This is a genomic window from Streptomyces sp. UF-297 (assembly GCF_058245575.1).
Genome location: NZ_JBSIBZ010000001.1, coordinates 356458 through 383335 on the forward strand (window position 1 = coordinate 356458; position 26878 = coordinate 383335).

A 26878-nucleotide genomic window follows, 5' to 3' on the forward strand; every position below is an offset into this window, starting at 1 on the left:
GAGCAGACAGCCGCCACCTGCGAAACCCGGCGGAATCACGTGCCGAATCTCGTGCCCTAGGGGGACACTGCAGGGCGGTGACGATCACTTCGTACGGGGGCGTCGCCGAGGACATCCTCACTCTTCGGTGCAGTTGCCCAAAGCCGATGCCGTCGAGGGCAGTTCGAGGGTGGCGACGGCTCCGTGCGGAGTGGTGTCGGCCAGGGTGAGGCGGGCGCCGATGACCTGGGCCTGGCCGAAGGCGATGGTCAGACCCAGGCCGTGCCCGTGGCCGCGTTCTGCGGCGCCGGTGCGGAAGCGCTGGGGGCCGTGGGCGAGGAGGTCGGGCGGGAAGCCGGGACCGTGGTCGCGGACGACGACGGTGGTGCCGTCGATGGCGACCTCCACCGGGGGGCCGCCGTGGCGGTGGGCGTTGAGGACCAGGTTGGTGATGATGCGGTCGAGGCGGCGGGGGTCGGTCTCGGCGACCGGGTGGCCGGTGACGGTGATGCGGGTGTCCAGTCCAGTGCGCCGTACGGACTCGGTGACCAGCTCGCCGAGGGGGACGGCCTGGGTGTCGCACTGTTCGGCGCCTGCGTCGAGGCGGGAGATTTCCAGCAGGTCGTCCACCAGGGCGCGCAGCACCTGGACGCGGTCGCGTACCAGGTCGGTGGCCTCGCTCTCCGGGAGGAGGGAGGCGGAGGTGACGAGTCCGGCGAGCGGGGTGCGCAGTTCGTGGGCGACATCGGCGGTGAAGCGCTGCTCGCCGCGCAGCCGCTCCTGGAGGGCGTCGGCCATGTGGTCGACGGCCGAGGAGATCTCGCTGATCTCGTCGTGGCCGCGGCCTTCGGAGCGTGCGTCGAGGTCGCCGTTGCGGATCCGGCGGGCGGTGCCCGCGACACGGCGCAGTCGGCGCAGCACCAGTTCGGCGGCGAGGAGGGTGAGGGGGAGGACGACGGCGAGCGTGGCGATGGCCGCGTACCTCATGTGCCGGTCCAGCGCCTGCAGGCTGCGCCGCTCGCTGCCCATGTTCCGGCCGACGGCCACCACCGTTCCCTCGACGTACTTCGCCGCCCACATGGTGGGTCCCTGGAGCGGCTTTCGGGTGTCGTACCAGGTCACAGGGCCGGGATCGGAGCCGAGCCGGGCCAGCAGCTCGTCGGGAACCGCGTCGCCGACCTTGTAGCCCGGCGGCACCGACGGGTCCCGGCGGGTGGACCGCCCGCCGCTGAACTCCGCCTCGGCCTCCTCCAGTTCGCGTACGGCACTGGCGCGGCCGATGCTCAGGTCGCGGTTCTCGGTGGTGCGGTGCACCAGGATTCCGATGCCCAGCGCCATCGCGCAGGCCGCGGCGGCGACCCCGGCGGCGATCTTCCAGCGCAGGGATCTGGGGTCGGCCAGGCGCCACAGGGAGCGGCCCGTGCCGCCGCTGGTGCCGGTACCGGCAGTGGAGTCGTGCGTCGTACGCCGCATCTCAGCGCCGGAACCGGTAGCCGAAACCGCGCACGGTCTCGATGTGATCGGCGCCGATCTTCTTGCGCAGCCGCTGCACCGCCAGGTCCACGACCCGGCTGTCGCCCTCCCAGCCGTAGTCCCACACGTTGCGCAGCAGCGTGCGCCGCTCCAGGGCGATGCCGGGCGCGGCCACGAACTCCAGGAGCAGGCGCAGTTCCGTGGGGGTGAGCGCGAGAAGCTGTCCGCCCGCCCGTACTTCCAGGCCGCGGGTGTCCACCCGCAGATCCCGGAAGGTGAGCAGGCCGTCGTCGGCGGGCGGGTCGTCCGCCGTCTCGGACGCGGCGAAGGTGGCCCGGCGCAGCAGGGTACGGATGCGCGCCACCAGGACGGTGGTGTCGACGGGTTTGACGACATAGTCGTCGGCGCCCGCCTCCAGACCGGCCACCACATCCAGCGCGTCGCCGCGCGCGGACATCATCAGGATGGGGGCCTGGCTCGTCTCGCGGACCCGGTAGCACAGCCCGATGCCGTCGAGGTGCGGCAGCATGACGTCGAGCAGCAGCAGGTCGTGCTGCCCCTCCCGGAACATCTCCAGACCCGTCAGCCCGTCGGGCGCCGCCGACACCTGGTAGCCGTAGCGCTCCAGGGCCATACCGACGGATCTGCGGATCGCCTCGTCGTCCTCGACCAGCAGGATGTGCACGGGGTCGGCACTGCCACTGTTGTCTCGCATCACGTCACCTGAAGGTTGGTTCGTACGTACCGGGTTCGTACGGGGCCGCACTGCCCCAGGGCAGCGCGCCGCCGCACTCTCGCCCGGCCGCGCGGCTGTCCCGCTGATCATGACGGTATCCGCCGACCCGGCCCTCACAGGCGCAGGGCGGCCGCGACGGGCAGGTGATCACTCCCGGTGCGCGGCAGGGTCCACGCCGAGACCGGCGTGATGCCCTTCACGAGGATCTGGTCGATCCGGGCCACCGGGAACGCGGCGGGCCAGCTGAACCCGAAGCCGTCACCCGCCCTCTCCTGGGCCGAGACCAGCTGACCGGTCAGCGGGCGCAGCGCCGTGTCGTCGGTGGTGCCGTTGAAGTCGCCCACCACCACGACGCGGGCCAGCGGCTCGGCGCGTACGGCGTCGGCGAGCTTGCCGGCCGCCTCGTTCCGCCGGGCCGTGGCGAAGCCCGCGCTGGGCAGCACCCGTACGGACGCGAGGTGGGCGGCGTACACGGCGAGCGGGCCCTTGGGGGTGTCGGCGGTGGCCCGCAGGGCGCGGGTCCACGGCATGATCTCCAGCGGCTTCACATCGCGCAGCGGGTACTTGCTCCACAGCCCGACCGATTCCCGCACCGCGTGGTACGGGTAGCTGCCGGCCAGCGCGCGCTCGTACACCGGCGCCGTACGCGAGGTCAGCTCCTCCAGCGCGATCAGTCCGGCCCCCGTGGCGGCGAGATCACGGGCGGTCCGCTCCGGCTCGGGGTTCTCGTCGTTGACGTTGTGGCTGATCACGGTCACATCCCCGGCACCGCCGGACCGCTTCTGCACGATCGTGCCGCCGAACAGCGAGCACCACACGACGGCGGGCAGCAGCACGGCGACACCGGCGGTCGCGGACCGCCGCGCCACGGCCAGCACCAGCAGTACGGGCACGCTCACCCCGAGCCAGGGCAGAAAGGTCTCCAGCAGGCTGCCCAGGTTTCCCACGCCGTTGGGCACCCAGGAGTGCCCGAGCATGGCCAGCGCGGCCAGCACGGCGGCCGCGGCGATCAGCCACCCAAGCCGCCAGGGGCCCCGGCCCGCCCGCCCGGCAGCTCCGCGTTCGGCCCCGGCGACGCCGTCCGTACGGTCCAGCAGCGAGGTCACGCCCGTACCTCCGCCTTGGCGCCGAGAGCGGCAGGCAGCCGCTCCTGTACGGCGTCGATCAGCTCGCCGCTCTTCTCCAGGGCCGCCGACAGCCCTTCCGCGGGCGTGGTGTTGGCCCGCTGCCCCAGGACGACGCCGAGCACCAGGTGCCGCTGCGCCCCGGCCTTCGCCTCGGCGGCCCACATGAGGTTGCCGCCGGCGGGCGTGCTCGACCCGGTCTTGAGCCCGAGCACCCCGGGCTTGTCCAGCAGCCGGTTGGTGTTGGTGACCGGGCCGGGCACACCGGGGACCGTCGTGCTGCGCAGGCCGACCACCGCGCGCAGCACCGGCTCCTTCATGGCCTGCCGGGCGAGCTTGAGCTGGTCCTCGGCGGTGCTCTTGGTGCTGGTTTCGATGCCGCTCGCCCCGGTGTACGTCGTACGGCTCATCCCGAGCTCCGCGGCGGCACGGTTCATCTTCTGGACGAACGCCTCCTGGCTGCCCGAGTCCCAACGGGCCAGCAGCCGGGCGACGTTGTTGCCGGAGGGGAGCAGCAGCAGTTCCAGCAGCTCGCTCTGGGACAGGCGCTGCCCCTCGCGAAGGGGAGCGGTGGACTCGCTGAGCGAGTGCGACTCCTGCTCGGCCGTCGCATCCACCGTGATCCGCGGCCCCTTCTCCCCCTCCTTGAGCGGGTGCTCCTTGAGCACCACGTACGCGGTCATCACCTTGGCCAGGCTCGCGATCGGCACCGCCTCCCGCCCACCGCGACTGCCCAGACTCCCCAGCCCCTCGACCTCGATGCCCGCCTGGCCTTCCCCCGGCCACGGCAGCTGTATCCGGTCCGCGACGGCGGCCCGCCCGGCCGCCGCCACGGGACCGTCACGGCCGTCCCCGCCGCCGTCGCCGCCCCCGGACAGCCCCAGCCATCCACCGGCCCCCACCACGACCACCATCGCGGCCGAAGCGCACACCACTGTGCCCGGGACCCGACCGCCCCACGGCCAACGCACTCGCACCGGAATCCACCTCTCCACAGCCCGGCGTACGCGGGAGACCCCCGCGCACACCCCCAAGCCTTGGAGAGGACCGCATCCACCTGATCAGCGCCGTGCATCCACCGGCGCACGGATTTGTGTCATCCAGGTATCAGCCGACGACCTGGCTAAGCCCCAGGTCGGCGCCCTCAGGCCGTCCTGCCCGTGGCAGCACGGTGTACCGCGGCGACCAGCCGCTCGTTCTCCGGGGCCGCGCCGCCGGGGAAGGCGAAGCGGCGGCGTGCGTAGCCGTACGCGATACCGCTGCGCGGATCGGCGAGCGCCTGGGACCCGCCCGCGCCGCTGTGCCCGAAGGCACCCTGGCCGAGCACCGGGTACACCTCGCCGGCCACCGAGAAGCCGATCCCGAACGCCTTGTACTGGCGCGCCACCAGGTCCTGGCCCACCGAGTGCGCCTGTGCGAACTCCGCCAGCACCTCCCGCTTGAGCAGCGGCCCCCTGCCGTCGACGCCGTACACCGCGGCCGCGTACAGCTTCGCCAGCCCGCGCGCGGAGGCCACCCCGCCCGCCGAGGCCTGACCGCCGGCCCGTACCGCCCGTGTGTTGGGCAGCGACTCCAGGTCGGTCGGCTGCGTGTGGTGACGGTTGAACGCGATCCCGCTCAGGCTGTCCGGGCCGGTCGCGGCCGCGTCCAGCTGGGCCTGCTGCTCCGGCGTCGGCAGCATCGGCTGGATGTCCCGCACCCGCCCCTCGTGCTCTTCGGGCAGCCCCAGGAAGAAGTCGAGACCGTACGGCGCGCGGACCCGCTCCTCGTACACCTCCTGCAGTGTCCGCCCGGTGGCGCGCCACACCACTTCGCCCACCAGCGCCCCGATGACCAGCGCGTGATAGCCGAACGCGCTCCCCGGCCGCCAGTACGGCCGCTGCGCGGCCAGCCGCGCCGCTATGGCCCGGTCGTCGGCCATCTCCTGGGGTGCCAGCCCGGTGTCCGCGCCCACCACACCGGCCCGGTGCGCCAGCAGCTCCCGCAGCGTGATGTCCTGCTTGCCCGCCGCCGCGAACTCCGGCCAGTCACGAACGCGGCGAACTCCTCCCGAACCCCCTCGAAGCCACCGGCCACAACCCCCTGCACGCCGCTTCCTATACCCATACGTCCCTCACTCCTCACTGGCGCCACCGGCACGGACATCGACGAAACTTCGGCCGGTCGCGCGGCTGTTCCTCCTGCGGTGCAGCTGTTCCTCGTACGGGCCGGCACGTGCCCTTGGCCCCCGGCCGCTCGCCGGACACCAAGGGCGCCCGCAAGGGGCGGGTACGGGGGCGCTCCGCCCTTACCGCAGGGGCTTCCTGCTGCCGTCCGGCGCCAGGTCGACGAGCTTGTCGGCGATGCCCTGGTCCTGGAATGCCTTCGTGAGGGAGTTCAGGTCCTCGGAGTAGATGTTCCAGCTGTCGGTGTGCACCGGGACCACCTTGCGGGGGTCGAGGGCCTTCGCCACCAGGGCGGCGTTCTGTGAGGTGAGGGTCAGTGGGGCGTTCTTGAGGATCGCGGGGGTGCGGGCGGCACCGGCGAAGAGGACGGCCGTGTCGATGGGGCCGATCTCCTTCTCGATGCGGTCGCCGACCTCCTTGGCGACCTTCACCGAGGCGTTGTCGCCGGAGATGTACGTCGTGGGCACACCCTCGCCGCTGAGCACGAAGCCGGTGACCTCGCCGTCCGCGCCGCGGTCCACACCGTCGGGGCCGTGCAGGGCGGGCACCGCGGTGACCTTGACGGTGCCGCCCGCGGCCTTCAGCTCCTGGACGTCCCAGCTCTTCATGCCCGTGACGTGGTCACCGAGGCGCTTGCGCGCGCCGGGCGTGGAGAACACGGCGGGTATGTCCTTGAGCAGCGCGCGGCCCTTGTCGTCGAGGTTGTCGTCGTGCTGGTCGTGGGAGAGGAGTACGGCGTCGATCCTGCCGAGCCTGTCGATGCCGAACGCGGGGGCCTGGATCTTCTCCAGGCCGCTCTTGTACTTCTTCGGCTCGTCGAACGTCGGGTCGAGCAGGATGCGCGCGCCCGCGACCTCCAGGATCGTGGTCGGCCCGCCGATGTGCGTGGCGGTGAACGCGTCCTTGCCCGCGGGCGTGGAGCCGGCGCTCGGCGAGGCCTTCGCGCCCTGGGCGGCCGGCTTGGCCTCGGCGTCGCCGTCGTTGTCTCCCTTGCCGCCACAGGCGCCGAGGAGCGCCAGGCTCGCGGTGACGGCGACGGTGGCTGACGCGGTGCGCAGGAACGTCGAACGGTGCATGAGGGAAACCCCGGCTCTCTCGCTACGAACGGATGGGCGCCTCGGCGGCGGGCCCACCCCCCAGGCGTTGGCAACGCTAACACAAGACGTAATCAACGCTAACGAAAGTCCGTCGCCCCCTGCCCCGGGCCCGGATGCGCCCAGGTGAGACCTGTTAGCGCTGCTATCGCCGACTGTTATCGTGGGAGGCATGTCGACGGCACGAGAGCGCATCCTGGAAGCCACGGCGGAACTGCTCGCCACCAAGGACGCGCTGGCGATCTCGACCCGGGCCATCTGTGACCGGGCCAAGGTCGGCATGCCCGAGATCTACCGCCAGTTCGGCGACAAGCAGGGGCTGCTGACCGCGGTCGCCGACATGGGGTTCGAGCGCTTCCTCGCCAACAAAAGGCGCAGCCCGCTCACCGACGACCCGGTGGCGGACCTGCGTACGGCCTGGGACAGCCACGTCGCGTTCGCGCTGCGCAACCCCCACCTCTACCGGCTGATGTTCACGCCCACAGGGGACACCAAGCCGCAGGCGATCAAGGAGGCACAGGCCCTGCTCCTGTCGGCAGTGGAGCGCTGCCGCGACGCCGGGCGCCTGCGGACGACACCTGAGCTGGCCGGCCAGTCCATCCTCTCCGCCAACGTCGGCGTGTGCCTGATGGCGCTGTCCTTCCCCGAGCTGTTCGGCGGCCTGGACATCTCCCAGTCGGTACGGGACGCCGTGATCGGCAAGGTCACCGGCGACGAGCGGGAGGACACCCGGATCGGCACCGCGACCGTCCTGGCCCAGGCGCTGGTCGGCACCCTCACGCAGACGGCCTCCGTGGACGGCGGCACCATCGACCACCTCGCCCGCGCACTGCGGCCGTCGACGCCTTCACCGAAGGCGTGAGGCGAGGCCGCGTGCACGCCTTCGAGCACTGCCGGGCGGCCGACGGTCCTACTGCGTGATCCCGCCGTCGTGCCCCACGCTTCGGCGCCTCGCGTACCCGACGGTCAGCACGGCCAGCAGCGGCCCCCACAGGACCAGCGGCGCATAACAGAGGTAGTACCAGGCGCTCTGCCAGCCCCCGGCCCGACCGGGGAAGGTGGCAGGAAGCTCGTCACCGCGGATCGTCGTGCCCATGACCTCGGTGACCGGCGTGAGCACGGTCCACAGCAGCGTGAGCGCCGTGGCCCCGATCGCCGCCGGAATCACCGCCGCACTCGTCGCGACCCTGCGCCCCCGCAGAAACGGCACCCAGCGCGGAAACACCTCACCCCATCGCGCGACCAGCCCGATCGCGGTGAACGCAACGGCTTCCGACACCACCGACAGAAAGACGACGTACGCCCGCTCACCGATCCCGATCCCGCCGTCGAACGCGGCCGGCAGCCGCCAGATACTCGACGGCAGAACCGTGAACGGCACGGCGTAGGCGAGCAGTTGCACCCGCCGCGACACCCCCTCGGCGGGCTCGTGCAGCGCCCGCCACACCCCACGCATCCGCCCGGCCCGCACCGCGCCGGCCTCCCCGACGCCCGCCAACGGCCGCATCTGCGATCCTCACTCCCGCAGGGCCGCGACGCCCGGCCCACCCGAAATCGAAGATCGCAGCCACCGCCTTACAGGTCATCGCCCCGCGGGCCGAACCCACCTCCCCCGCACGGCCGAAGCGGCACTACGCCTCAGGGCCCCCAGCCGCCCCCCTCAGGCTCACCCCTGCCCCGCGTACCCGCCGCCCTCAACCCTCGCCAGCACCGCAGCGGCCCGGCGAACGTTCTGTACCGTCCACGGAGGACAGTCCACCGCCGCCGCAAGCTCGTTCAGCGTGCGCCACACGATCGCGGACACCTCGTCCGGCGCCGCCGGATACGGCTCGGCCCCCTCGGGGACGTCAGCGGCGAACACGACATTCACCACGCGGCTGCCGACGTCGGAGACGAAGAAGGTGCTCTCCGCGTAATGCAGGGCCACGCCCGCCAGATCGATGCCGGCTTCCTCGGCCGCCTCCCGCCGCGCGGTCGCCTCCAGCACCTCATCACCCGCCTCCTCGGCATCCACCTTCCCGCCGACCACCGCCAGCGTTCCCCCGGCATGGCCCAGCTCCGGGTGGCGGACGATCAGCAGCCATCGATCCCCACGCCGCAGCGCGACGCAGACGTTGACGGTGTACAACACACAGCCTCTACAGCCGGATGACGCTGGAATGGGACGCCCCATCATCAACGACACCGACGTGGACGGACCGGAGCGCCCCTGTTGTCAGTGGTGCCTCGTAGTGTTCTTGGAATGAACACCACGCCGGACGAGAAGGGGACGGCCGCCCAACTGCCGCCCGGGGCCCAGCCGTACTACGCCCGGCATGCGGCTGCGCTGGCCGAGCGGTATGAGGCGCTGACCTTCGATGCGGTGCACCGCGAGATCCTGCCGTTCTTGCCTCCGGCGCCCGCCAGGGCTGCGGACATCGGGGCCGGGACCGGGCGGGACGCCGCCGCCTTGGCCCGGCTCGGGTACGACGTGACCGCCGTGGAGCCCGCCTCGCCCCCGCCCACCGGCGCTGCAACGCCGAGAAGACCAACGTGCCACCCGGCGAGAAGCTGCGGCTCCTCCTGGCACTGCGCAATGCGGCGATCATGAGATCGCCCGAACCGCTGCGCACGACCCTCAGGCTCAGCGTGGGCCGGGCGCTGGGGGACGGGGGTGTGCGTGCGTGGACGCGGATCTTCGACGAGATCATCCCCATGACCGGCTCTTTCCCGTAGCGGCGGAATCGGGCCCTGCCGAGCGGAACGGCGTCCCCTGACCGGCAGGTCCCGTCGCCAGGGGACGCACGCTCTAGGCTTCCTCCCGGCACCGGCCCCGACCCAGGAGCGCACATCATGGTCAACCCCGTCCAGAACCAGCCGTATCCCGATGCCTTTCGGCCGGATGAAGCGCCTGAGCTGCATGCTCTCCTCGCGCCGGTGGCCGGGCTCGTGGGGACCTGGGCGGGCCGGGGGAGGGGTGAGTACCCGACGCTCGACGAGGAGTTCGCGTACGGGCAGGAGGTGACCTTCAGCCATGACGGGCGCCCGTTTCTCCGCTACGAGGCGCGTGCCTGGCTGCTCGGTGCGGACGGTGCCCCGCTGCGGCCCGCGGCGCGGGAGAGCGGCTGGTGGCGGCTGCAGCCCGAGGGGCGGGTGGAGGCGCTGATCACTCAGCCCACCGGCATCGCGGAGATCCTGGTCGGACGCGCGGGCGACGGCAGGATCGACCTCACCACCCATCAGGTGGCGCTCACCCCCACCGCCAAGGAGGTCAACGCCACCCGCCGCCGCTACACGCTGACCGACGAGAACACCCTCGCCTTCGTCCACGACCTGGAGGCGGTCGGCCAGCCGCTGCAGCACCACCTGTCGGCCCGGCTGCGGCGCGCGGGCGGCAGCTAGCGGGGCCCGGGCGGCGCTGGGGGAGGGCGATTGCCGGGGCCGCTCGACGGCGGCCCCGGCCGCCGGGGCGGGCGTCAGTCGCGCTTGTTGCCCAGCTGCTCTATGAGGCCCTGGGCCTTGTCGACTCCGGTGTCGATCTTCTCGCTGTACTTGCCGTCGGTCCGGTCGTCGATGAAGTCGCCGACCTTCTCCAGACCCCCGGAGATCTTGTCGCCGTGGCTCCCGGCGATCTCTTCGGCCTTCTCCTTGAAGCTCTTCAGCGCTTCGAACATCTCGGTCATCTCTCCTCGGGGCTGTCCCGCTGTGGTACTGGGGCGCGCAGACGAACGGGGACGACGGTGGGCCCCGCGATCTGAGCACCAGTCATGATCGCATGATGGAACGGCGCACTCCGGTCGAGTGTTGCTGCGCCCCTTCGCGCCGGTCCGTACAGGGGCCGCCCGGCGATAAGCTGCGCGCTGTATGACCGGATTGTCGGCAGTGGACATGAAAGGGCGTCAGAGAGTGCGACGTCAGCAGATGTGGTGGAAGCAGGGTGTCGCAGTGCTTGCGGTGCTCGCGGCGGCAGGGTGCTCGTCGAGCGGCAAGGGGTCGTCCGAGAACAAGGACGACCGGCCGACGAGCAGCGCATCGGCGCCGGGCGGCGACGGCAAGTCCAGTACCGACGGAAAGCTGCCGGGTATACCGACCGCGCAGCAGGCCCGGACCCAGTTGGCCGGGCTGAAGGTGGCACCGCAGGGCTCGATGCGCGGCTACAGCCGGGCGAAGTTCCCCCACTGGGCCGGGCACGGGGAGAGCTGCGACACGCGCGAGGTGATTCTTCAGCGGGACGGCAAGGGCGTGAAGCGCGACGCCCAGTGCCGCGCGGTGTCCGGCAGCTGGGTGAGCATGTACGACGGCAAGAAGCTCACCGCCGCCTCCCAGGCCGATATCGACCACATGGTGCCGCTGGCCAACGCCTGGCGCTCCGGCGCCAACGCCTGGGACCAGGAAAAGCGCAAGGCATTCGCCAACGATCTGACGCACCCGCAGCTGCTGTCGGTCTCGGCCGCCTCCAACCGCTCCAAGGGTGACCAGGGTCCCGAGGCGTGGCAGCCGCCCTCGCGCGGCGCCTGGTGCACGTATGGTCGTGCGTGGACCTCCGTGAAATCCACCTACAAGCTCACGGTGACCACAGAGGAGAAGAGCATGCTGACGAAGATGCTGGATACCTGCACACGATGACTGACACCAACAGCACACCCCCCAGCGACGCGCTCGTGGACGAGATCGAGGCGGGCCCCGGCGGCGCGATGACCGACGAGGTCGGCGTCATCACCGGAGAGCTCACCGTCGCCACCAGCCGGCGCTCCGACGGACAGGCGCACATCTGCGTGCAGTACACGGAAGCCGACGAGTGGTACACGCTCACCGGCAGCCCCGTACCCCTGCCGGACGGCGGCCTCAAAGCGCTGCACACCGAGGTACTGCACCGCATCGAGCAGGGCGGCGGCGCGACGGCTCCGCGCTGAGGGCGGCTGCGGCGGAGGTTGTGATCGCTGTGGGGGCGCCCCACAGCGGTGACCGACGAGCGGGTGTCCAGTCTGCTCGTGAGAAAGGCGCCTGACCGGCATCGGCCCGGTTCAGGCGCCTTTCCCATGCCCTGCGCAGAAGCCGAGCGGATTCGGGAGGCGGATTCGGGAGCAGGGAGAGTGGCAGGTTCTCGGTTCATTGGCCGTACAGCGGTCGGTGGGGTTGCCCGACTGCCATGCTGAGCTCCCAGCCGGGGTGTCAGTGCCTGCCTATACGGTAGAAGTCGGGGGCGGCTGAGGCGGAGGGGGTAGACGGGTCGTGCGCAGGGTTCCCACGGAGATGTTCCGGTTCACCACGGGCGAGCGCGCCGATCTGTACACGGCGGTGCTCGACGCCTTCGGTGTGGCAGGAGAGCATCTGGAGACGGCGCTGGGGCTGGACGGGGTACGCCAGCGGCTGCGCGGGGTGGGCTGGCTGGCGGCGATCGAGGACGAGGAGCTGTACGACGCGCTGAAGCAGCTGGTGCGCTGGGGGCTGCTGGACGTGGTGCACAACCACGCCGAGAACTACCGCACGGCCGAGGAATACGAGCGGCGCAATCTGCAGTACTCGCTGACCCGGCGCGGCGAGGCGGCGCTCGCCGGGGTGCGGCACGCGCTGGACGTCCTCGCCGAGACGGGGGCGCTGCAGAGCGCCGTCCTGGAGGCGATCGCCGACCGGCTCGACGAGCTGTGTCTCCTGGCCGGTGAGCCCGCCGCCGTCGACCGCCGGATCTTCAGCACGCTGCGGGAGCTGGAGGCCCACCTTGAGGCTCTGGTGGAGAACACCAAGGCCTTCAACGGCGAGTTGCAGCGCCTGTTGCGCGCCGAGGGCGCGGACCTGGACGTCTTTCGTGAGGTGAAGGCCGCCACCGTCGCGTACTTGCAGGAGTTCCTGGTCAATCTGGACCGGCGTGGGCAGGCCGTGGCCGCCGCAGTGACCCGGGTGGAGGACCAGGGCATAGCGGTGCTGCGCGAGCGCGCGCTGCGCGGGGCCGACCTGCCGCCGGTCGCAGGCGAGGACCCCGCGCCCGCCTGGCTGGAGAGCCGGCGAGCGCGCTGGGCAGGCCTGCGGGCATGGTTCCTGACGGACGGCGGGGAGCGGCCGAGAATCGACCAGCTGCATGACATCGCCCGGCGGGCCATCATCTCCCTGCTCCAGGTCCTCGAGCGGATCAACGAGTCGCGGCGCCGCTCCTCCAGCGCCGTCCAGGACTTCCGGGAGCTGGCGCGCTGGTTCGCCGCCGCCCCGGGCGAGGAGGACCTGCACCGGCTGTGGTCGGCGGCCTTCGGACTGGGCTCGGCGCGCCACGCCCATCTCGCCCATGCCGACCCCGAGTTGATCCCGCCCTCGCTGCCGTGGGCCGAGGCCCCGCCGGTGGAGGTGTCGGCGCTGCTGCGTACCAGCGGCCGCACCGAGCGCTTCACCCGTACGGCCAAGGTGCGCGATGTCGCGGCGGTCAAAGCGGAGCGCGCCGAGCGGGCCCGCCGTGAACGAGCCGAACTCGCCCGCGCATGGCAGGAGCTGGCCACGGAAGGACAGGTGCGGCTCTCCTCCTTCGGCGCACTCGACCCCGCGACCTTCGAGCGGCTGCTGGATCTGCTGGGCCGCGCTCTGTCCGCCCGCCCGGACGCCGCCGGGCTGCGGCGTGCCAGCACCGGTGACGGACGGGTGGAGATCGCGCTGGCCCCGCCGCCCGACAGCCGCACCGCGGTGCTGCGCACGGCCCAGGGCGCCATGGCCGGGCCGGACTACGCCGTACACATCAGCACGGCGGGCGGGGCGGGCGCCGTCACGGCCCCGGAGCGGCGAGAGGAGTCGGCGGGATGAGTACGCTCGCCAACCAACTGGCGACCGCCGAGCGGGAAGAGGTCGCCCGGGGCGTCCGCCTGCTTCTGGCGCAGCCCCTGCTCACCGAGGGCGCCGACCCGGTCGGCTTCGACCTGGTCCGGCGCCGCCGCGAGCCACTGACCAAGTGGTTCGACTACACCTGCGGCTGGAGCCTGGTGGTCGAGGCCCGGCGCGGGTACGCACGCCTGGCCAAGGTCCGCCCCCTCACCACCGACGCCTCCCGCCCGGCCCGCAGGACGCGCTCCGGCCGGGCGCCGTTCGACCGCCGGCGCTATGTGCTGCTCTGCGTGGCCGCCGCCGAGCTGCTGTCGATGCCGATGACCACCATCGGCCTGCTCGCCGACCGTGTGGTGCAGGCCACCGCAGCCGACGACGTGCTGCCCGCCTTCGAACCGGTCCGCCGGCCGGAGCGGTCGGCGTTCGTCGACGTCCTGAAGCTGCTGGAGTCCTACGGAGTGCTGCGGGCCGTGGACGGAGCCACGGAGGCGTACGTGGAGTCGGCGGAGGCCAAGGTGCTCTACCGCGTGGACACCACGTTGCTGATGCGGCTTCCCGCGGCGCCCGTCGGCGCCTCCCGGCAGGCCGTACCGCCGGACGAAGTGCCGCTGCGGTTCGAGGAACTGCTCGCCGGGCTGGTGCGGGAACAGCGCTACGGCGCCAACATCCCCCTGGCGGACGAGGGGCAGGCCGAGGGCGAACCCGCGGTGGTCTCCGATGCGCAGCGCAACCTGTGGCTGCGCCACTCGGTGCTGCGCCGCCTCTTCGACGACCCCGTGCTCTACCGCGAGGACCTCACCGAGGACGAGCTGGCGTACGCCACGTCCCTGACGGGACGTCAGATCCTGCGCCGCGCCGTCGAACAGGCCGGGTTCGTCCTGGAGGAGCGGGCCGAGGGATTCCTGCTCGTCGACCCGGACGCACTGGCCACCGACCTCCGCTTCCCCGACGACACCTCCACCGCCCGCGTCGCCGCGCTGCTCTTGCTGGAGCGCGTCACCGCCGCGCCGGGCGGGATGCTTCCCGAGCAGCTCACCGAGACCGGCGGCGAGCTGCTGCGCCGCTTTCCCGGATGGGCGAAGGCGTACCGGTCCGAGGACGGGGCAGCGCGGCTGGCCGAGGACGCCGTGCGGGTGCTGTGCGACGTCGGACTGGTCCGCCGGGCCGGGGGACGCACGGTGGCCCGCCCGGCCGCGTACCGCTACCGGGTCGCGGAGGCGAAGAGCACGGAGCCGGACGGGCCGCCCCTGGGCGGTAAGAGCACGGTCGGCAAGAGCACGGACGTGCCCGAGACGCGGAATGCGGCCGCCGCGGACGGCGGCCTGGACGATGGGGGCCTGTGGTGAGTGTGACCGAACTCGCGGTGCGGCGATCGGAGAAGCCCTCCGCAGAGGCCGCGCCGTCCGGGGCAGCGGAGGGCGCACCCCTCAGCCGCTGGCAGCCGCACCGCGCGGGCATCCTCAACGTCTGGCGCTACTACGACGAGACCTTCGCCTTCCACCAGGGACGCCTGCTGCTGCGGGGACAGAACGGCTCGGGCAAGTCCAAGGCCCTGGAGCTGCTGCTGCCGTTCCTCTTCGACGCCAACCTGCGCCCCAACCGCCTGTCCACCTTCGGAGGTTCGGAGCGCACCATGCACTGGAACCTGATGGGCGAAGGGGCTTCCGGCAAGACACGTGTCGGGTACGTGTGGACGGAGTTCCGCCGCATCGGCGAGGACGGTACGCAGCGGTGGTTCACCTGCGGGGCCAGGCTTCAGGCGAGCGTGCACACCAGCGGGGTCCACACCGACTACTTCACCACCACCAGCCGCATCGGCCACCCCGGCGGCCTGTCCCTCGTCAACGAGTCGACGCAGCCACTGGCCCGGGCCGCTCTCGCCGAGGCCCTGCGCGGCCGCGGCGAGCTGCACTCCTCGGCCACCGACTACCGCGCCGCGGTACGGCGCGTGCTCTTCCCCGGCATGGGGGAGCAGCGCTACGAATCGCTCCTGACGGCTCTGCTCCAGCTGCGCCAGCCCAAGCTGTCCGAGCGCCTCGACCCGTCCCTGCTGTCCACCCTGCTCTCGCGCGCCCTGCCGCCACTGGGCGAGGGCCAAATCGCCGAACTCGCCGAGGGATTCGAGCGGTTGGACCGCCAGCGCGAGCATCTGAAACGACTCGACGAGGAGGTAGCCGCGGCGGAGACCGTCGCCTCCCGGCAGCGGTCCTACGCGCGGCGTGTCCTGCGCGCCGGCGCCGCCGCGGTGATCTCCGCGACCACCGAGATGGACAACCTCACCCGCGTCGCCCGGGAGAGCGCCCAGGAGCACGAACAGGCGCTGGAGAAACGGGAGTCGGCCCAGGTGCGACGGGAGGAGCACGAGCGGCGCGGGCACGCGCTGGAGGAGACCATCGAGGGGCTGCGGGAGAGCGACGCCTACAAGCGGGGCACCGAACTCGACCGGCTCCGCCGCAGTACGGACGAGGCCCGGGCCGCCGCCGGGCGGCTGCGCTCTGCCGCGGAGAGCCGGCAGAGCCGGGCGGAGCAGGACCAGGCGCAGGCCGAGCAGGCCGCGCGCCGCGCCCGTACACGCAACGACCACGCCGACGAAGCCGCCGAGGACGCCCGCCGGTCCGCCCGGGCGGCAGGCCTGGAGTCCGTCCACCACGAGGCGAAGGCGCTCCTGGACGGGACCTCCGTCGACGTCACGCTGCCGAGGGCAGCCGGCCGGACCGGCGAGGACGCACCGGCCGGTGGCGCGTCGGGCGAGGACCGGTCCCGGCGCGCCCGGCAACTGCAGCGGGGCGCGGTCACCGCCCGACGGCAGCAGATCGTGCGCGTCGCCGAGGCGATGGACGCACACGAACGCGCGGTAGGTGACCGCGGCGCGGCCGAGGACACGTTGGAGCGGACCCGGACCCGGCTCGCGGAGGCGGTCACGCTGCGGGACGAGGCGGTCCGCGCCTGGGAAGACGCCCTCGCCGGACAAGCGGAACGGCTGCGCGCCTGGGCCGAGGCCTGCACGGAACTGCCGATCGCCGACCCCGGGGAACTCGCGGGCCGCGCGTCCTCGGAGGCCGAGGTGACCGGCCTGGTGGATGCCGCCCTGCGCAAGGTGGAGCGGGAGATCGCCGAAGGCGAGGCCGCCGCCCGGGCCGCGCGCCAAGGGCTGCTGGACGAACGGGACGCACTGCTGGGGGAGGTGGAACGGCTGCGCCAGGAGACCGACCTTCCTCCTGCACCCCCGCCCACCCGCACCACGGACCGTACGGCCCTGGCGGGCGCGCCGCTGTGGCGTCTGGTCGCCTTCCGCGAGAACGTCCCCGCCGCCGTACAGGCGGGCGTGGAAGCCGCACTGCAGGCGTCAGGGCTGCTGGACGCCTGGGTCAGCCCCCACGAGGGCGTCGCGCTGCCCGGCCACGACACCCGCGCCGAGGCCGCCCTGGCCGCGCCTGCCCCGGGCCCGAACCTTCTGGAGGTGCTGCGCCCCGAAGAGGGCATCCCGGTCCCGGCCGAGACCGTCACCCGCCTTCTCGCCGGCATCGCGTACGGCACGCACCTGCCCGACTTGCACCCGGCGGCCGTCGGCGCCGACGGAGCCTGGCGCCTCGCCCCCGCCGAGGGCAGCTGGAGCAAGCCGGAGCCCGCCCACATCGGTACCCTCGCCCGGCAGCGGGCCCGGCAGCGCCGTATCGCCGAACTCGCCGACCGGATCAGCGAGGTGAACGCCTCACTGGCCGCGCTCGACGACGCACTGCGCGCGCTGGCTGCCCGCCGCTCCCGCCTCGACGTGGACCTGGCGGCCCGTCCGGATCACCGGGAGCTGGATGCCCGGCGTCGCGAGGGGGACCGGGCCGAAGAGCGGGTGGCCGCACGGGACGACGCCGTACGTGACGCGGCGGCGCGCCTGGAGCAGTGCGAGGAGGCGACGGCGGCCGCGCTGCGCGCGCTGAGCCACCGGTCGGCGGAGCACGGGCTGCCCGCCGACCGCGCCCTGTTGGGGGAACTGTCCACCGCGGTCGAGGCGTTCCGGGAGACCGCCGACACCTGGGTGGACGCCTTCCTCGGCGCGGCGGCCGCCGCCGAGAGCGCCGCGCAGCTGGCCGCCCAGGCGGACCGCTCGCTCCAGGCCGCCCGGGAGCAGAGCGACGAAGCGACCGCCGCACAAGCCGAGGCGGAGGGGCTGCGGGCGCGACTGGAGGCGGTGGAGTCCACCGTCGGCGAGGACTACCGGCAGGTCGTGGCGCGGGTCGCCGAGACGCGGACCGAACTGGCCCGCTGCCGCGAGGAAGCCAGGAAGGCCGGTGACGACCTGCTCCGCCTGGAGGGGCGCATCGGAGAACTGCGGGCCACCAGCGAACAGGACTCCGAGCGGAAGGAGCAGGCCGTCACCGCCCGGGACGGCGCGGCCCGCCGGTTCCGTCATCTGTGCCTGCTCGGCCTGGCCGAGGACGCCGGCATCACGCTGGAGCTCGCCGGTGAGGACGGTACGAAAGCGACCCTGGAGGCCGCCCGCGCGACCGCGGCCACGTGGCCGGACACCCCGTACGCGCCACGCAACCTGGGCGATGCTGCCAACCGGCTGTCCGAAGCGGTCCACCTGGCCCGCCAGCACCTCGGCGCCCGCGCCGACCTGGACGTGGAGTCCGACGACGACGTCCAGCTCTTCACCGCCACTCTGGACGGCGTACGCGTCGGGGCGACGGGGCTGCTGACGACACTGACGCAGGAGCGGGACCGCAGCCGGGACGACATCAACGGCGCGGAGCGGCGCCTGTTCGACCAGATCCTCACCGGTGACATCCGCCGCCACCTCGCGGCCCGCATCCGCCAGGCCCACGAACTCGTCGACCGCATGAACGGCCACCTGGAGCGCGTCCGCACCGCCTCCAACATCGCCGTCCAGCTGGTCTGGCAGGTCCGCCCGGACCTGCCGGACGGCACCCGCACCGCCCGTGAGCTGCTGCTCAAGGACCCGGGCCGGATCACCGAGGCCGACCGGGAGGCGCTGCACGGCTTCTTCCGCTCGCGCATCGACCACGCCAAGGACAGTGATACGGCGGCCAGCTGGGAGGAGCAGCTCGGCGAGGTGCTCGACTACACGGCCTGGCACCACTTCACCGTCCGGCTCGACCGCGCGAACGGGGCAGGATGGCAGCCACTGACCAAGAAGCTGCACGGCGCGCTCTCCGGAGGCGAGAAGGCCGTCGCCCTGCACCTGCCGCTCTTCGCCGCTGTCTCCGCCCACTACGAAGCCGTGCCCGAAGCGCCCCGCATGATCCTGCTGGACGAGGTCTTCGTCGGGGTCGACACCGTCAACCGCGGCCAGATCTTCGCCCTGCTGGCCGCGCTCGACCTGGACCTGATGGTCACCTCCGACCACGAGTGGTGCACGTACGGGGAGCTGCCCGGCATCGCCGTCCACCAATTGCTCACCGGCGCGGACGGCGACGACGCGGTCACCAGCGCCCGGTTCGTGTGGAACGGCACCGACCTGGCGGCGGACCAGGACGGACCGGAGCCGCAGGAGGGCACCCTGTTCGCGGAGGCTGCCGCGACCGGGCCGGGCACGTCCGCGGACGCGACAGGAGCATCGCCGGCATGACGTACACGGGGACGCATCCCGGCGAACGCGCCCTGCGCCGCCCCGAGCTGAGGCCGTTGTGGCGGGCCGTCCATGAGCGCCTCTCCTCCGGGCGACCCGTGACGCGGGTACGCGTCGGGCCGCTCGACGACACCGAGCGCGCGGCCCTCGCCGACCTTCTCGGCCTCGACCGGCTGCCGGATGCGCGCCCTTGCGTACCGCTGGACCGCCTCGAACAGGCGGTGGACGATCTCTGCGGCCGTACGGTGCGCGACGTCGTCACGGATCTGGTCGGCCCCGTGCACAACCGCGCTGCCGAGCGCCGCCGCCAGCAGGACGAACGGGCCCAGCTGTGGGCATGGCTGGCAGACCACGACACGGTACGGGCCCAGCCTGCCCTCGCCGAATGGGCCGCTGCCTGCCGTACCGCCGGCCTCGTGGGCGGCTCGCCGGCGCGCACCCGCGAGCTGCTCACCGCCGCGCTCGTCGTGCTGGCGGCGCTTCCCGCCCAAGGCGAGCCGCTGCCCGCCTTCGCCGCGCGATTTCTGCACGGCGACTCCCACGCCCTCGACGACGGCACGCGCCTTTCCTCCCTGGTGCTGCGGGCACTGGCAGCCGTCTACGGCGCCGACTCGCCACAGACCGCACAGGACCGGCGCGCCCTGTGGGCCCGTGCGGGCATCGCCGACGACGAGCTGTCCACCACCGTTCTCTGCGCCGGCCTGCGCCCCACCGGAGACGGGCCGCTCGCCCGAGTGGCGCGCGTGTGCGCCGAAGCCGGACAACCGGCCAGCCTCACCCTCGCCCAGCTGCGCGCCCCTGGACAGTTCAGCCTTCCGGCAACGCCCGCGCCCGCCGTCCACATCACGGAGAATCCCAGCATCCTGGCCCTCGCCCTGCGGCGCTTCGGCCCGGACTGCCCGCCGATGGTCTGTACGTCCGGCTGGCCCAACAGCGCGGCGATCCGCCTCCTGCGCCTGCTCGCGGACCACGGTGCCGACCTTCGCTACCACGGCGATTTCGACGGCGAGGGCATCCGCATCGCCGCGTACGTCCTGGACAAGACGCCCGCCCGGCCCTGGCGCATGACAGCGGCGGACTACCGCGCCGCCGCTGCCCACCAGCCGACGGGACCCGCGCCGGGACGGCTGACCGAGGCCCCCTGGGACCCGGAACTGGCACCGGCGATGGCGGACCACACCATCGCGGTGGTCGAGGAACTCGTCGTGGACGGACTGCTGGAAGACCTTGCCGTCATCGCCGCACGGGGTGGCGCGAGCGGCAGTTGACCGGCCTGTGCGTGCCCGCCCGGCTACCGCTCGGCCTCCTCCGGCAGGGGCGCCGTCTCGGGGCTGGCCATGTCCAGGAGGAGCATGGCGTCGTGGTCGGGGGTGCCGGGTGGGGCCTGGTAGGTGACGAGGCGTTGGCCGTCGGTGCGGAAGATGGACATGACCTCGAAGGTGAGGCACATCGAGCCGACCTTTGGGTGGTGGAAGTGTTTCTGGCCGCCGCCGCGTGCTCGTACGTCGTAGCGCTCCCAGAGGCGGGCGAACTCCGGGCTCTTGACCACGAGTTCGCCGACGAGCTGGGCCAGGTCGGGCATGTCCGGGTCGGCGCCTGCCATGGCCCGCAGGTGGGCCGCGCTGTGGGCGGCCATCTTCTCCCAGTCGCGGTACAGCCGGCGGCCCATGGGGTGCAGGAACATATAGCGGGTGATGTTGCGGCGTTCCCGCGGCCAGTCCGTGATGCCGGGGAAGAGGCGCAGGCCGGGCCGGTTCGCGGCCAGCAGGTCGTTGGTGCGGCTGACGACGTAGGCCGGTGAGGGGCGCAGCGTTTCCAGCAGGGTGCGCACCGACTCCCGTACCGTACGCGCCGGGTCCGGGGAAGGCGCCGGTGTCTGGCCCGCGGCGAGTGCCGCCAGCTCGTGCAGCCGGTGCAGCGCGTCATCGGAGAGCCGGAGCACCGTGCCGAGCGCGGCGACGACGGCGGGTGAGGGCCGGGTCTCGCGGCCGCGTTCCAGCCGCGTGTAGTAGTCGACGCTGACCCCGGCCAGCGTCGCCAGCTCCTCGCGGCGCAGCCCCGGAGTGCGGCGGATACCCGTACCGGCGGGCAGGCCCACGTCCTGCGGGCGGATCTGCCCGCGGCGGGCGCGGAGGAAGCGGCCCAGTTCCGTACCTTCGCTCATCCGGTCATTGTCGCAAAGAGGCTACGCGCGCAGGGGGGCCGTATCAGGGCCAGGCACCGCGCTCCCCCGTACGGCTCGGCCTGCCGGGAGCCGCGGGCGCCGATCACGCTGTCTTCCGTATCCGGCGGGGACAGCGCAGTGAGGAGTGGCGCACGATGAGCACGGCGCAGTATGGGGCTGGCGTGGAAGATGAGGCGAGGGCGGGTGTCCGGGGTGAGCCGGGGCGGCCGGGCTCTGCCGTGGCAGCACTGGCCGCTGCCGTTCTCGGCTTCTTCGTGATCACGGTCGATGTCTCCGGCGTCAACGTCGCGCTGCCCGCCGTGCGAGGAGAGCTCGGCGGCTCAATGGCCGGACTTCAGTGGGTCGTTGACAGCTATACGCTGATGTTCGCGGCGCTGATGCTCTCCGCCGGTGCGCTCTCGGACGCGGTCGGCGCGCGGCGTGCGTACGGCTGGGGGCTCGGCGTCTTCACTCTCGCCTCGCTGGCCTGCGGGGCGGCGCCGACGCTCGGGGCGCTGACGGCGGCGCGCGTGGTGCAGGGGAGCGCGGCGGCGGTGATGGTGCCCGCGTCGCTGGCGCTGATCCGGCAGGCCTTCCCCGATCCGGCCGCGCGGGCGCGCGGCATCGCGCTGTGGACGGTCGGCGGCGCGGTGGCCATCGCCGCCGGGCCCGTCCTGGGCGGATGGCTCACCACACAGTGGAGCTGGCGCGCCGTGTTCTGCCTCAACGCGCCCGCCGGGCTCGCCGGTTTCCTGTTCCTGGCCCGGGCGGCGCGCTCCCCGCGCCACCCTGCTTCCTTCGACCTGCCGGGACAGCTGACGGCGGTCCTGGCGCTGGCCGCACTGACCTTCGCCGTGATCGAGGGCGGGCACGACGGGCTCACCGGCACCGTGCTGGCCGCCGCGGTGGTCGCGCTGCTGTGCGGGGCGGGTTTCGTGGCCGTCGAGGCACGGCGGCGCACACCGATGCTGCCGCTGGAACTGTTCCGGCAACGCGGCGTCACCGTACCGGTCGTCGCAGGCTTCGCCCTCAACGCCGCCTTCTACGGCGGGGTGTTCGTCCTGAGCCTCTTCTTCCAGGAACAGCGGGGCCAGTCGGCGCTCTCGGCCGGGCTGATGTTCGTCCCGATGGCGGCCGTCACCGCCCTCGTCAACTACCGCTCCCCGCAGGCGGTTTCCCGCTTCGGGCGGCGTACGGTGGTCGTCGCGGGCCTGCTGACCTGCGCGCTGGGCTGCGCCGGGCTCCTCGCCGCCGACACCGGCACGCCCGCGTGGGCGACCACCCTGCTGATGATCCCCCTGGGCGTCGGCGGCTCCCTGGCCATGCCGCCACTCACCTCCCTGATGCTCGACAGCGTCCCCGCCGAGCGGGCCGGCACGGCCGCCGCACTGCTCAACACCAGCCGCCAGACCGGCGGAGCGCTCAGCATCGCCGTCTTCGGCGCACTCCTGGCAGGCGACTTCGCACCGGGCATGCGCGAGAGCCTGCTGCTCGCCGCAGGCCTGCTGGCGGCCACGGCGCTGGGCGCGGGGGTGCTGCTGCCGCGGCGGTGACACACAGCGGCGGTGGCCGCCCCGCCAGCCGCCGTCACACCGGCAGGCCACCCTCCACTTCGGCGGAGCGGCTGAACTCAAGGCAACGACGGGCCCTTTCGCCCGTCCTCGCACTCCCCGCGCCCCGCTGAAGTGCCGAGACCCGTGTGACGGCGGGGGAGGGGGTGGCGCAGGGAGATCCCGCAGCCGATACTTCGGCGGGCAGACGGACCATGGACCCGACTACAAAGGGGAACCGATGAAGCTGAAGCTGCGCCGGATGCTCCGCGCCGCCTTACGCGGGCCGCGCCGTGGCATCGTGCCGGTGGCCGTACTGGCCGCGGCCGCGGGTGCGCTGGCGCCCGCTCCCGCGTATGCGGCACCGGCCTGCGAGGCCACCCGATCCGCACCGCCGGTCCAAGTGGCGCGCATCCCCGACTGGGTCGAGTCGATCGTCGTCGACAAGCAGGGCCGGATGTTCGCCACGGCGTACTTCACCGGCCGCGTCTACCGCATCGACGGGCCGGGCCGCGCCCCAGTGCCGCTCACCGGGAACATAGGCGCCAACGGCGGCATCGTCGTACGCGACGACGGCCGCCTCCTCGTCGGCACCGGCAACGACCTCCTGCACTCACTGACCGGCGATGCCTTTCCGGCCTCCAAGCTCCTGCTGGTGGACCCGGAATCCGGCAGGGTCACCACGTACGCCTCCGGGCTCGGCGGCATCGACGGCGTCGCCCTGGCGCCCGACGGCACCGTGTACACCACCACCCTGGGCGGGCGCAGCATAGGCCGCGTCACACCGGACGGCCGGGTCAACCCCTCCTGGGCCCGGGTGCCACAGCCCAACGGGATCGCCGTCTCCCCGGACGGACAGCACATCTACGTCATCCAGACCACCATCGCCCCCGGGCTCTACCGCATCCCGGCCGACAACCCGGCACACCCGCAGCGCTGGATCTCCACCGACCCCTCCGACACCCTCGCCCTCCCCGACGGCCTCACCCTCGACAGCCAGGGACGCCCCCTGATCGCCACCCACGCATCGGGCCAGATCTGGCGCGCCGAGAACGCACGCCTGTGCACCATCGCCTCAGGAATGCACCTGTCCACCCAGCTCACTTACGGCCACGGCGCCCGCGGATTCTCGGCAGGCAAGCTCTACCGGGCAGGCGTCGACGGCCGAATCTACGAAGTCCCGGCCGGCGCCGACCCGTCGGCCGGTTGACCCCAGGGCACCGATCCCGGCACACGCCCCTCGTCGGCGTTCAGGCGCGCGCCAACGGTGTGCGGCACGTCCCCAGTGGGCCCAGGGGCCGGCCCCTGGGGTCGGGGATGGGGCAGGACCGGGGCAGCGCTACCCGGCGCTGCCGCCGGCCCCGAACTCCAGGTCCGTGACCACCGCGGCGTGATCGGAGTAGAAGGGGCCGGGGCCGTGGTGGGGCAAGCGTTGGTCGAGGGTGTGGGAGTCGCGTACGGATACTCCTGCGCCCTTGGCGAAGATGAAGTCGATCCGGTCCTTGGTCAGCATGTTTCCGTACTCGGGTAGCGGGCTCCATGTGCGGCCGGGGGCGGTGCACACGTCGGGATGTGCGGCGCGGAAGGTGTCCGTGAAGCCGGCATCGGTGACCACTTCGGTTGCCCGGAGGTCGTAGGACAGGCCGAAGTGGTGTGTGCAGCCGGACCAGTTGGTGGCCCAGTCTCCGGCCGGCACGGTGTTGAAGTCGCCGCCGATGACCACGGGGTCGGAGTTTCCGGCCAGCATGTACGGCAGCTGCTGCTTGATGATGTTCTGGATTTGCGGGACCTGGGCTCCGCCCTCGGCGTCCCGTACGGATGCGGCGCTGTAGGGCGGTGTTCTGCCCGCTGCCACGGCGGCCGCGTTGGCGTCGATCATGTCGCCGATCCACGGATCGGTGTAACTCAGCCATGTGTCGAAGAAGTTCACCTCCCGGCCGTTGGGCAGCGCGGCGCGGATCCCGCCGAGGTTGAAGTCGGTGACGGTGCTGCCCTTCGGCTTCGGGTACACCTTGGTCACCGGGTAGCGGGTGAAGATCCACAGGTTGTCGCTGCTGCCCGAGGTGACTTGTGTCGCGCTGTACGCACCCTTGCCCGCCCGGTCGGTGAGCGCCGTGCGGATCGCGTCGGCCGATCCGTACGTCTCCACCGCGAAGAAGACATCCGGTGCGGTGGCGACCACCTGGTCCAGCACCCGCCGCAAGTTGGCCTCACCGCCCAGGCCCGCGTCCTTCCCGCCGTGAAAGATGTTCCAGGCCAGGACCCGCACCTGCGCTTTCGAAGGATTGGGAGCGGTGGACGGGCTCGCGTGCCCGGGGGCCGCCGGGCCGAGCAGCGCGGTGGTGACCACCAGGGCGAGGGGAGCAGACCAAGGGCCCAGCGCGGTACGGGGCGTAGCGCCACGTGTGCCGGACTTCCGCGACAGGAGGGAGCGGAGGGGTGGGAGGGAGCGGACGGACCGGATGGATCGGCGGGGGCGGGGTCGCATGGGAGCAGCAAAGCAGGCACTGCCCGGTGCTCGGTGAACGGAAGGTGGCCATTCCCGGCCCGATGCCCCCAGGTGGTGACGCGAATACTTCAACCGGCCTGGCGGGAAACGGACTTCCTGCGATGTCATGTACCGGACCACTGCTCCTCCGGTTTCACCCCTACACCGACGTGCCGATCTTCGGAGGCTCCTTCGTGTCCCGTGCACAACGGCCCGACCCGGCCGCCAGGCCGCCCCGCAGCCTCACATCGGACCAGGAGTTTCTTCGCGAACTCGGCTACGAGCCGGTGCTGACCCGGCGGATGGGCCCGTTCGGCAACTTCGCCATCAGCTTCAGCGTGATCAGCGTGCTCTCCGGGTGCATGACGCTGTACGGCTTCGGGCTGACCACCGGCGGCCCGGCCGTGATGCTGTGGGGCTGGGTCGCGGTCGGCGCCATGGTGATGTTCGTCGGCGCCGGGCTGGCCGAGGTCACCAGCGCCTACCCGACCTCCGGTGCGCTGTACTACATGGCCGACAAACTCGGCGGAAGGAAATGGGGCTGGTACACCGGCTGGCTGAACCTGCTGGGCCTGCTCGGGGCGATCGCCAGCATCGACTACGGGTGCGCCCTGTTCGTCGGCGCGTTCGCCAAGCTCCAGTGGGGCTTCGAGCCCACTCCGGGCTCGACCCTGCTGATCTACCTGTGCATTCTCGCCCTGCACGCGGGGCTGAACCTGCTCGGCGTCCGCCTGGTGAGCATCCTCAACTCCGTCAGCGTCTGGTGGCACCTCGCGGGCGTGGCCCTGATCGTCGGCGTGCTGTGGATCGTGCCGTCGCATCACCAGTCGCCGTCCTTCGTCTTCGGCGAGTTCGTCAACGGCACCGGCTGGAGCAGCTCGGTCTACGTCGTGCTGATCGGCCTGCTGCTGGCCCAGTACACCTTCTCCGGCTACGACGCCTCGGCCCACCTGTCGGAGGAGACCACCGGCGCTCAGATGAACGCCTCCCGGGGGATCGTCCGGGCGATCGGCTGGTCCTGGGTGGCCGGATTCGCGCTGCTGGTGGGGCTGACCTTCGCCATTCAGGACTACGCCGCCGCCCAGAACAGCGCGCTGGGCGCGCCACCGGCCCAGATCTTCCTCGACGCGCTCGGCCTGGCCGGTGCCAAGGCCCTGCTCCTGGTGGTCATCGGGGCGCAGCTGTTCTGCGGGAACGCCGAGGTGGCCGCGTGCAGCCGGATGGTGTTCGCCTTCTCGCGGGACGGCGCGCTGCCGGGCTCGGCGTGGTGGCGGCAGGTGTCGGCACGGACCCGTACGCCCAGCCGCGCGGTCTGGCTCTCGGTCGCCGTCGCCTGCGTGCTGGCCCTGCCCTCCCTGTACTCATCGGCCGCGTACGCCGCGGTGACCTCGATCAACGTCATCGGCATCACCCCCGCCTACGCGATCCCCGTCTATCTGCGGCTGCGCAACCGCCGTACCTTCCGGCCCGGCCCATGGAACCTGGGCCGGTGGGGCGTACCGGTCGGCTGGGTCGCGGTGGTGTGGGTCGCCTTCGTCACGATCTTGTTCTGCCTGCCCCAGCGCCACCCGATCTCCCTCCAGACCTTCAACTACGCCCCGATGGCCCTGCTGTTCGTGCTCGGACTGGCCACCCTGTGGTGGCGAGCGGCCGGCCGCCGTTCCTACGCCACGCCCACCCGCAGCAGCGCCCCCGACAGGGACCGCTGCGAGCAGGAGACCGTCTGACGGCCGCCGCT

General features: G+C 72.5%; 23 protein-coding genes and 1 pseudogene. 13 read left to right on the top strand and 11 right to left on the bottom strand.

The window, feature by feature from the left end; genetic code table 11:
* Positions 1-117: 117 nt before the first annotated feature.
* From AC4IJH_RS01650 to AC4IJH_RS01675, 6 genes and pseudogenes are all read right to left on the bottom strand, one after another.
* A complete protein-coding gene (locus tag AC4IJH_RS01650; protein WP_490849610.1) occupies positions 118-1452 on the bottom strand; it encodes an ATP-binding protein in 1335 nt (444 codons plus the stop codon).
* Between the two features lies 1 nt (position 1453).
* Positions 1454-2167, bottom strand: a complete 714-nt coding sequence (gene cseB, locus AC4IJH_RS01655) for a two-component system response regulator CseB (RefSeq protein WP_490849611.1) — start codon at positions 2165-2167, stop codon at positions 1454-1456.
* Positions 2168-2301: 134 nt separating this feature from the next.
* Complete coding sequence (locus AC4IJH_RS01660) at positions 2302-3201, bottom strand: endonuclease/exonuclease/phosphatase family protein (protein WP_490849708.1); 900 nt, start codon at positions 3199-3201, stop codon at positions 2302-2304.
* An 89-nt stretch (positions 3202-3290) separates the two neighbouring features.
* Positions 3291-4247 (bottom strand): D-alanyl-D-alanine carboxypeptidase family protein, encoded by a 957-nt coding sequence (locus AC4IJH_RS01665; RefSeq protein ID WP_490849612.1) that lies wholly within the window; start codon positions 4245-4247, stop codon positions 3291-3293.
* Positions 4248-4456: 209 nt separating this feature from the next.
* Positions 4457-5338: pseudogene (locus AC4IJH_RS01670) on the bottom strand (serine hydrolase domain-containing protein); the annotation flags it as partial.
* Between the two features lie 261 nt (positions 5339-5599).
* Positions 5600-6553 (bottom strand): MBL fold metallo-hydrolase, encoded by a 954-nt coding sequence (locus tag AC4IJH_RS01675; protein ID WP_490849613.1) that lies wholly within the window; start codon positions 6551-6553, stop codon positions 5600-5602.
* Positions 6554-6743: 190 nt separating this feature from the next.
* Here AC4IJH_RS01675 and AC4IJH_RS01680 point away from each other — a divergent pair, with 190 nt between their 5' ends.
* The gene (locus tag AC4IJH_RS01680) at positions 6744-7433 is read left to right on the top strand and encodes a TetR/AcrR family transcriptional regulator (RefSeq protein WP_490849614.1); all 690 of its coding nucleotides are present in this window, start codon (positions 6744-6746) and stop codon (positions 7431-7433) included.
* Between the two features lie 48 nt (positions 7434-7481).
* Here AC4IJH_RS01680 and AC4IJH_RS01685 read toward each other — a convergent pair whose 3' ends face one another.
* Together AC4IJH_RS01685 and AC4IJH_RS01690 are read right to left on the bottom strand one after the other, a co-directional pair.
* On the bottom strand, positions 7482-8078 hold the full coding sequence (locus tag AC4IJH_RS01685) for a hypothetical protein (protein ID WP_490849615.1): 597 nt from the start codon (positions 8076-8078) through the stop codon (positions 7482-7484).
* 159 nt (positions 8079-8237) lie between these two features.
* The gene (locus AC4IJH_RS01690; protein ID WP_490849616.1) at positions 8238-8699 is read right to left on the bottom strand and encodes an NUDIX hydrolase; all 462 of its coding nucleotides are present in this window, start codon (positions 8697-8699) and stop codon (positions 8238-8240) included.
* A 114-nt stretch (positions 8700-8813) separates the two neighbouring features.
* On the opposite strand from AC4IJH_RS01690, the gene AC4IJH_RS01695 reads away from it, so the two are divergent.
* The 3 genes from AC4IJH_RS01695 (at position 8814) to AC4IJH_RS01705 (ending at position 9952) form a co-directional block, all read left to right on the top strand.
* The gene (locus AC4IJH_RS01695; RefSeq protein WP_490849617.1) at positions 8814-9161 is read left to right on the top strand and encodes a class I SAM-dependent methyltransferase; all 348 of its coding nucleotides are present in this window, start codon (positions 8814-8816) and stop codon (positions 9159-9161) included.
* Entirely contained in the window at positions 9158-9286 is a 129-nt protein-coding gene (locus tag AC4IJH_RS01700) for a hypothetical protein (protein ID WP_490849618.1), read from the top strand. Before AC4IJH_RS01695 ends, AC4IJH_RS01700 begins: the two co-directional genes overlap by 4 nt.
* Positions 9287-9403: 117 nt before the next feature.
* Positions 9404-9952, top strand: coding sequence for a nitrobindin family protein (locus AC4IJH_RS01705; protein WP_490849619.1), 549 nt, complete (start codon positions 9404-9406; stop codon positions 9950-9952).
* A gap of 74 nt (positions 9953-10026) precedes the next feature.
* Here AC4IJH_RS01705 and AC4IJH_RS01710 read toward each other — a convergent pair whose 3' ends face one another.
* A complete protein-coding gene (locus tag AC4IJH_RS01710) occupies positions 10027-10224 on the bottom strand; it encodes an antitoxin (RefSeq protein WP_490849709.1) in 198 nt (65 codons plus the stop codon).
* A 247-nt stretch (positions 10225-10471) separates the two neighbouring features.
* Here AC4IJH_RS01710 and AC4IJH_RS01715 point away from each other — a divergent pair, with 247 nt between their 5' ends.
* From AC4IJH_RS01715 to AC4IJH_RS01740, 6 genes are all read left to right on the top strand, one after another.
* Complete coding sequence (locus AC4IJH_RS01715; RefSeq protein WP_490849710.1) at positions 10472-11176, top strand: HNH endonuclease family protein; 705 nt, start codon at positions 10472-10474, stop codon at positions 11174-11176.
* On the top strand, positions 11173-11463 hold the full coding sequence (locus AC4IJH_RS01720; RefSeq protein WP_490849620.1) for a hypothetical protein: 291 nt from the start codon (positions 11173-11175) through the stop codon (positions 11461-11463). Before AC4IJH_RS01715 ends, AC4IJH_RS01720 begins: the two co-directional genes overlap by 4 nt.
* A 319-nt stretch (positions 11464-11782) precedes the next feature.
* Entirely contained in the window at positions 11783-13333 is a 1551-nt protein-coding gene (locus AC4IJH_RS01725; protein WP_490849621.1) for a TIGR02677 family protein, read from the top strand.
* On the top strand, positions 13330-14697 hold the full coding sequence (locus AC4IJH_RS01730) for a TIGR02678 family protein (RefSeq protein WP_490849622.1): 1368 nt from the start codon (positions 13330-13332) through the stop codon (positions 14695-14697). Before AC4IJH_RS01725 ends, AC4IJH_RS01730 begins: the two co-directional genes overlap by 4 nt.
* On the top strand, positions 14694-18938 hold the full coding sequence (locus tag AC4IJH_RS01735; RefSeq protein WP_490849623.1) for a TIGR02680 family protein: 4245 nt from the start codon (positions 14694-14696) through the stop codon (positions 18936-18938). The genes AC4IJH_RS01730 and AC4IJH_RS01735 overlap by 4 nt, the downstream gene beginning before the upstream one ends.
* Positions 18935-20206, top strand: coding sequence for a TIGR02679 family protein (locus tag AC4IJH_RS01740; protein ID WP_490849624.1), 1272 nt, complete (start codon positions 18935-18937; stop codon positions 20204-20206). Before AC4IJH_RS01735 ends, AC4IJH_RS01740 begins: the two co-directional genes overlap by 4 nt.
* Positions 20207-20229: 23 nt before the next feature.
* On the opposite strand, the gene AC4IJH_RS01745 is transcribed toward AC4IJH_RS01740, so the two are convergent.
* On the bottom strand, positions 20230-21102 hold the full coding sequence (locus AC4IJH_RS01745; RefSeq protein ID WP_490849625.1) for a helix-turn-helix transcriptional regulator: 873 nt from the start codon (positions 21100-21102) through the stop codon (positions 20230-20232).
* A 239-nt stretch (positions 21103-21341) separates the two neighbouring features.
* Here AC4IJH_RS01745 and AC4IJH_RS01750 point away from each other — a divergent pair, with 239 nt between their 5' ends.
* Together AC4IJH_RS01750 and AC4IJH_RS01755 are read left to right on the top strand one after the other, a co-directional pair.
* Positions 21342-22655: an MFS transporter gene (locus AC4IJH_RS01750; protein WP_490849626.1), complete on the top strand. Its 1314-nt coding sequence runs from the start codon at positions 21342-21344 to the stop codon at positions 22653-22655.
* A 238-nt stretch (positions 22656-22893) separates the two neighbouring features.
* Positions 22894-23862: an SMP-30/gluconolactonase/LRE family protein gene (locus AC4IJH_RS01755; protein ID WP_490849627.1), complete on the top strand. Its 969-nt coding sequence runs from the start codon at positions 22894-22896 to the stop codon at positions 23860-23862.
* Positions 23863-23991: 129 nt separating this feature from the next.
* On the opposite strand, the gene AC4IJH_RS01760 is transcribed toward AC4IJH_RS01755, so the two are convergent.
* Positions 23992-25002 (bottom strand): endonuclease/exonuclease/phosphatase family protein, encoded by a 1011-nt coding sequence (locus AC4IJH_RS01760; RefSeq protein WP_490849628.1) that lies wholly within the window; start codon positions 25000-25002, stop codon positions 23992-23994.
* Positions 25003-25334: 332 nt separating this feature from the next.
* Here AC4IJH_RS01760 and AC4IJH_RS01765 point away from each other — a divergent pair, with 332 nt between their 5' ends.
* Positions 25335-26867, top strand: a complete 1533-nt coding sequence (locus tag AC4IJH_RS01765; RefSeq protein WP_490849629.1) for an amino acid permease — start codon at positions 25335-25337, stop codon at positions 26865-26867.
* The last annotated feature ends 11 nt before the right edge of the window (positions 26868-26878 follow it).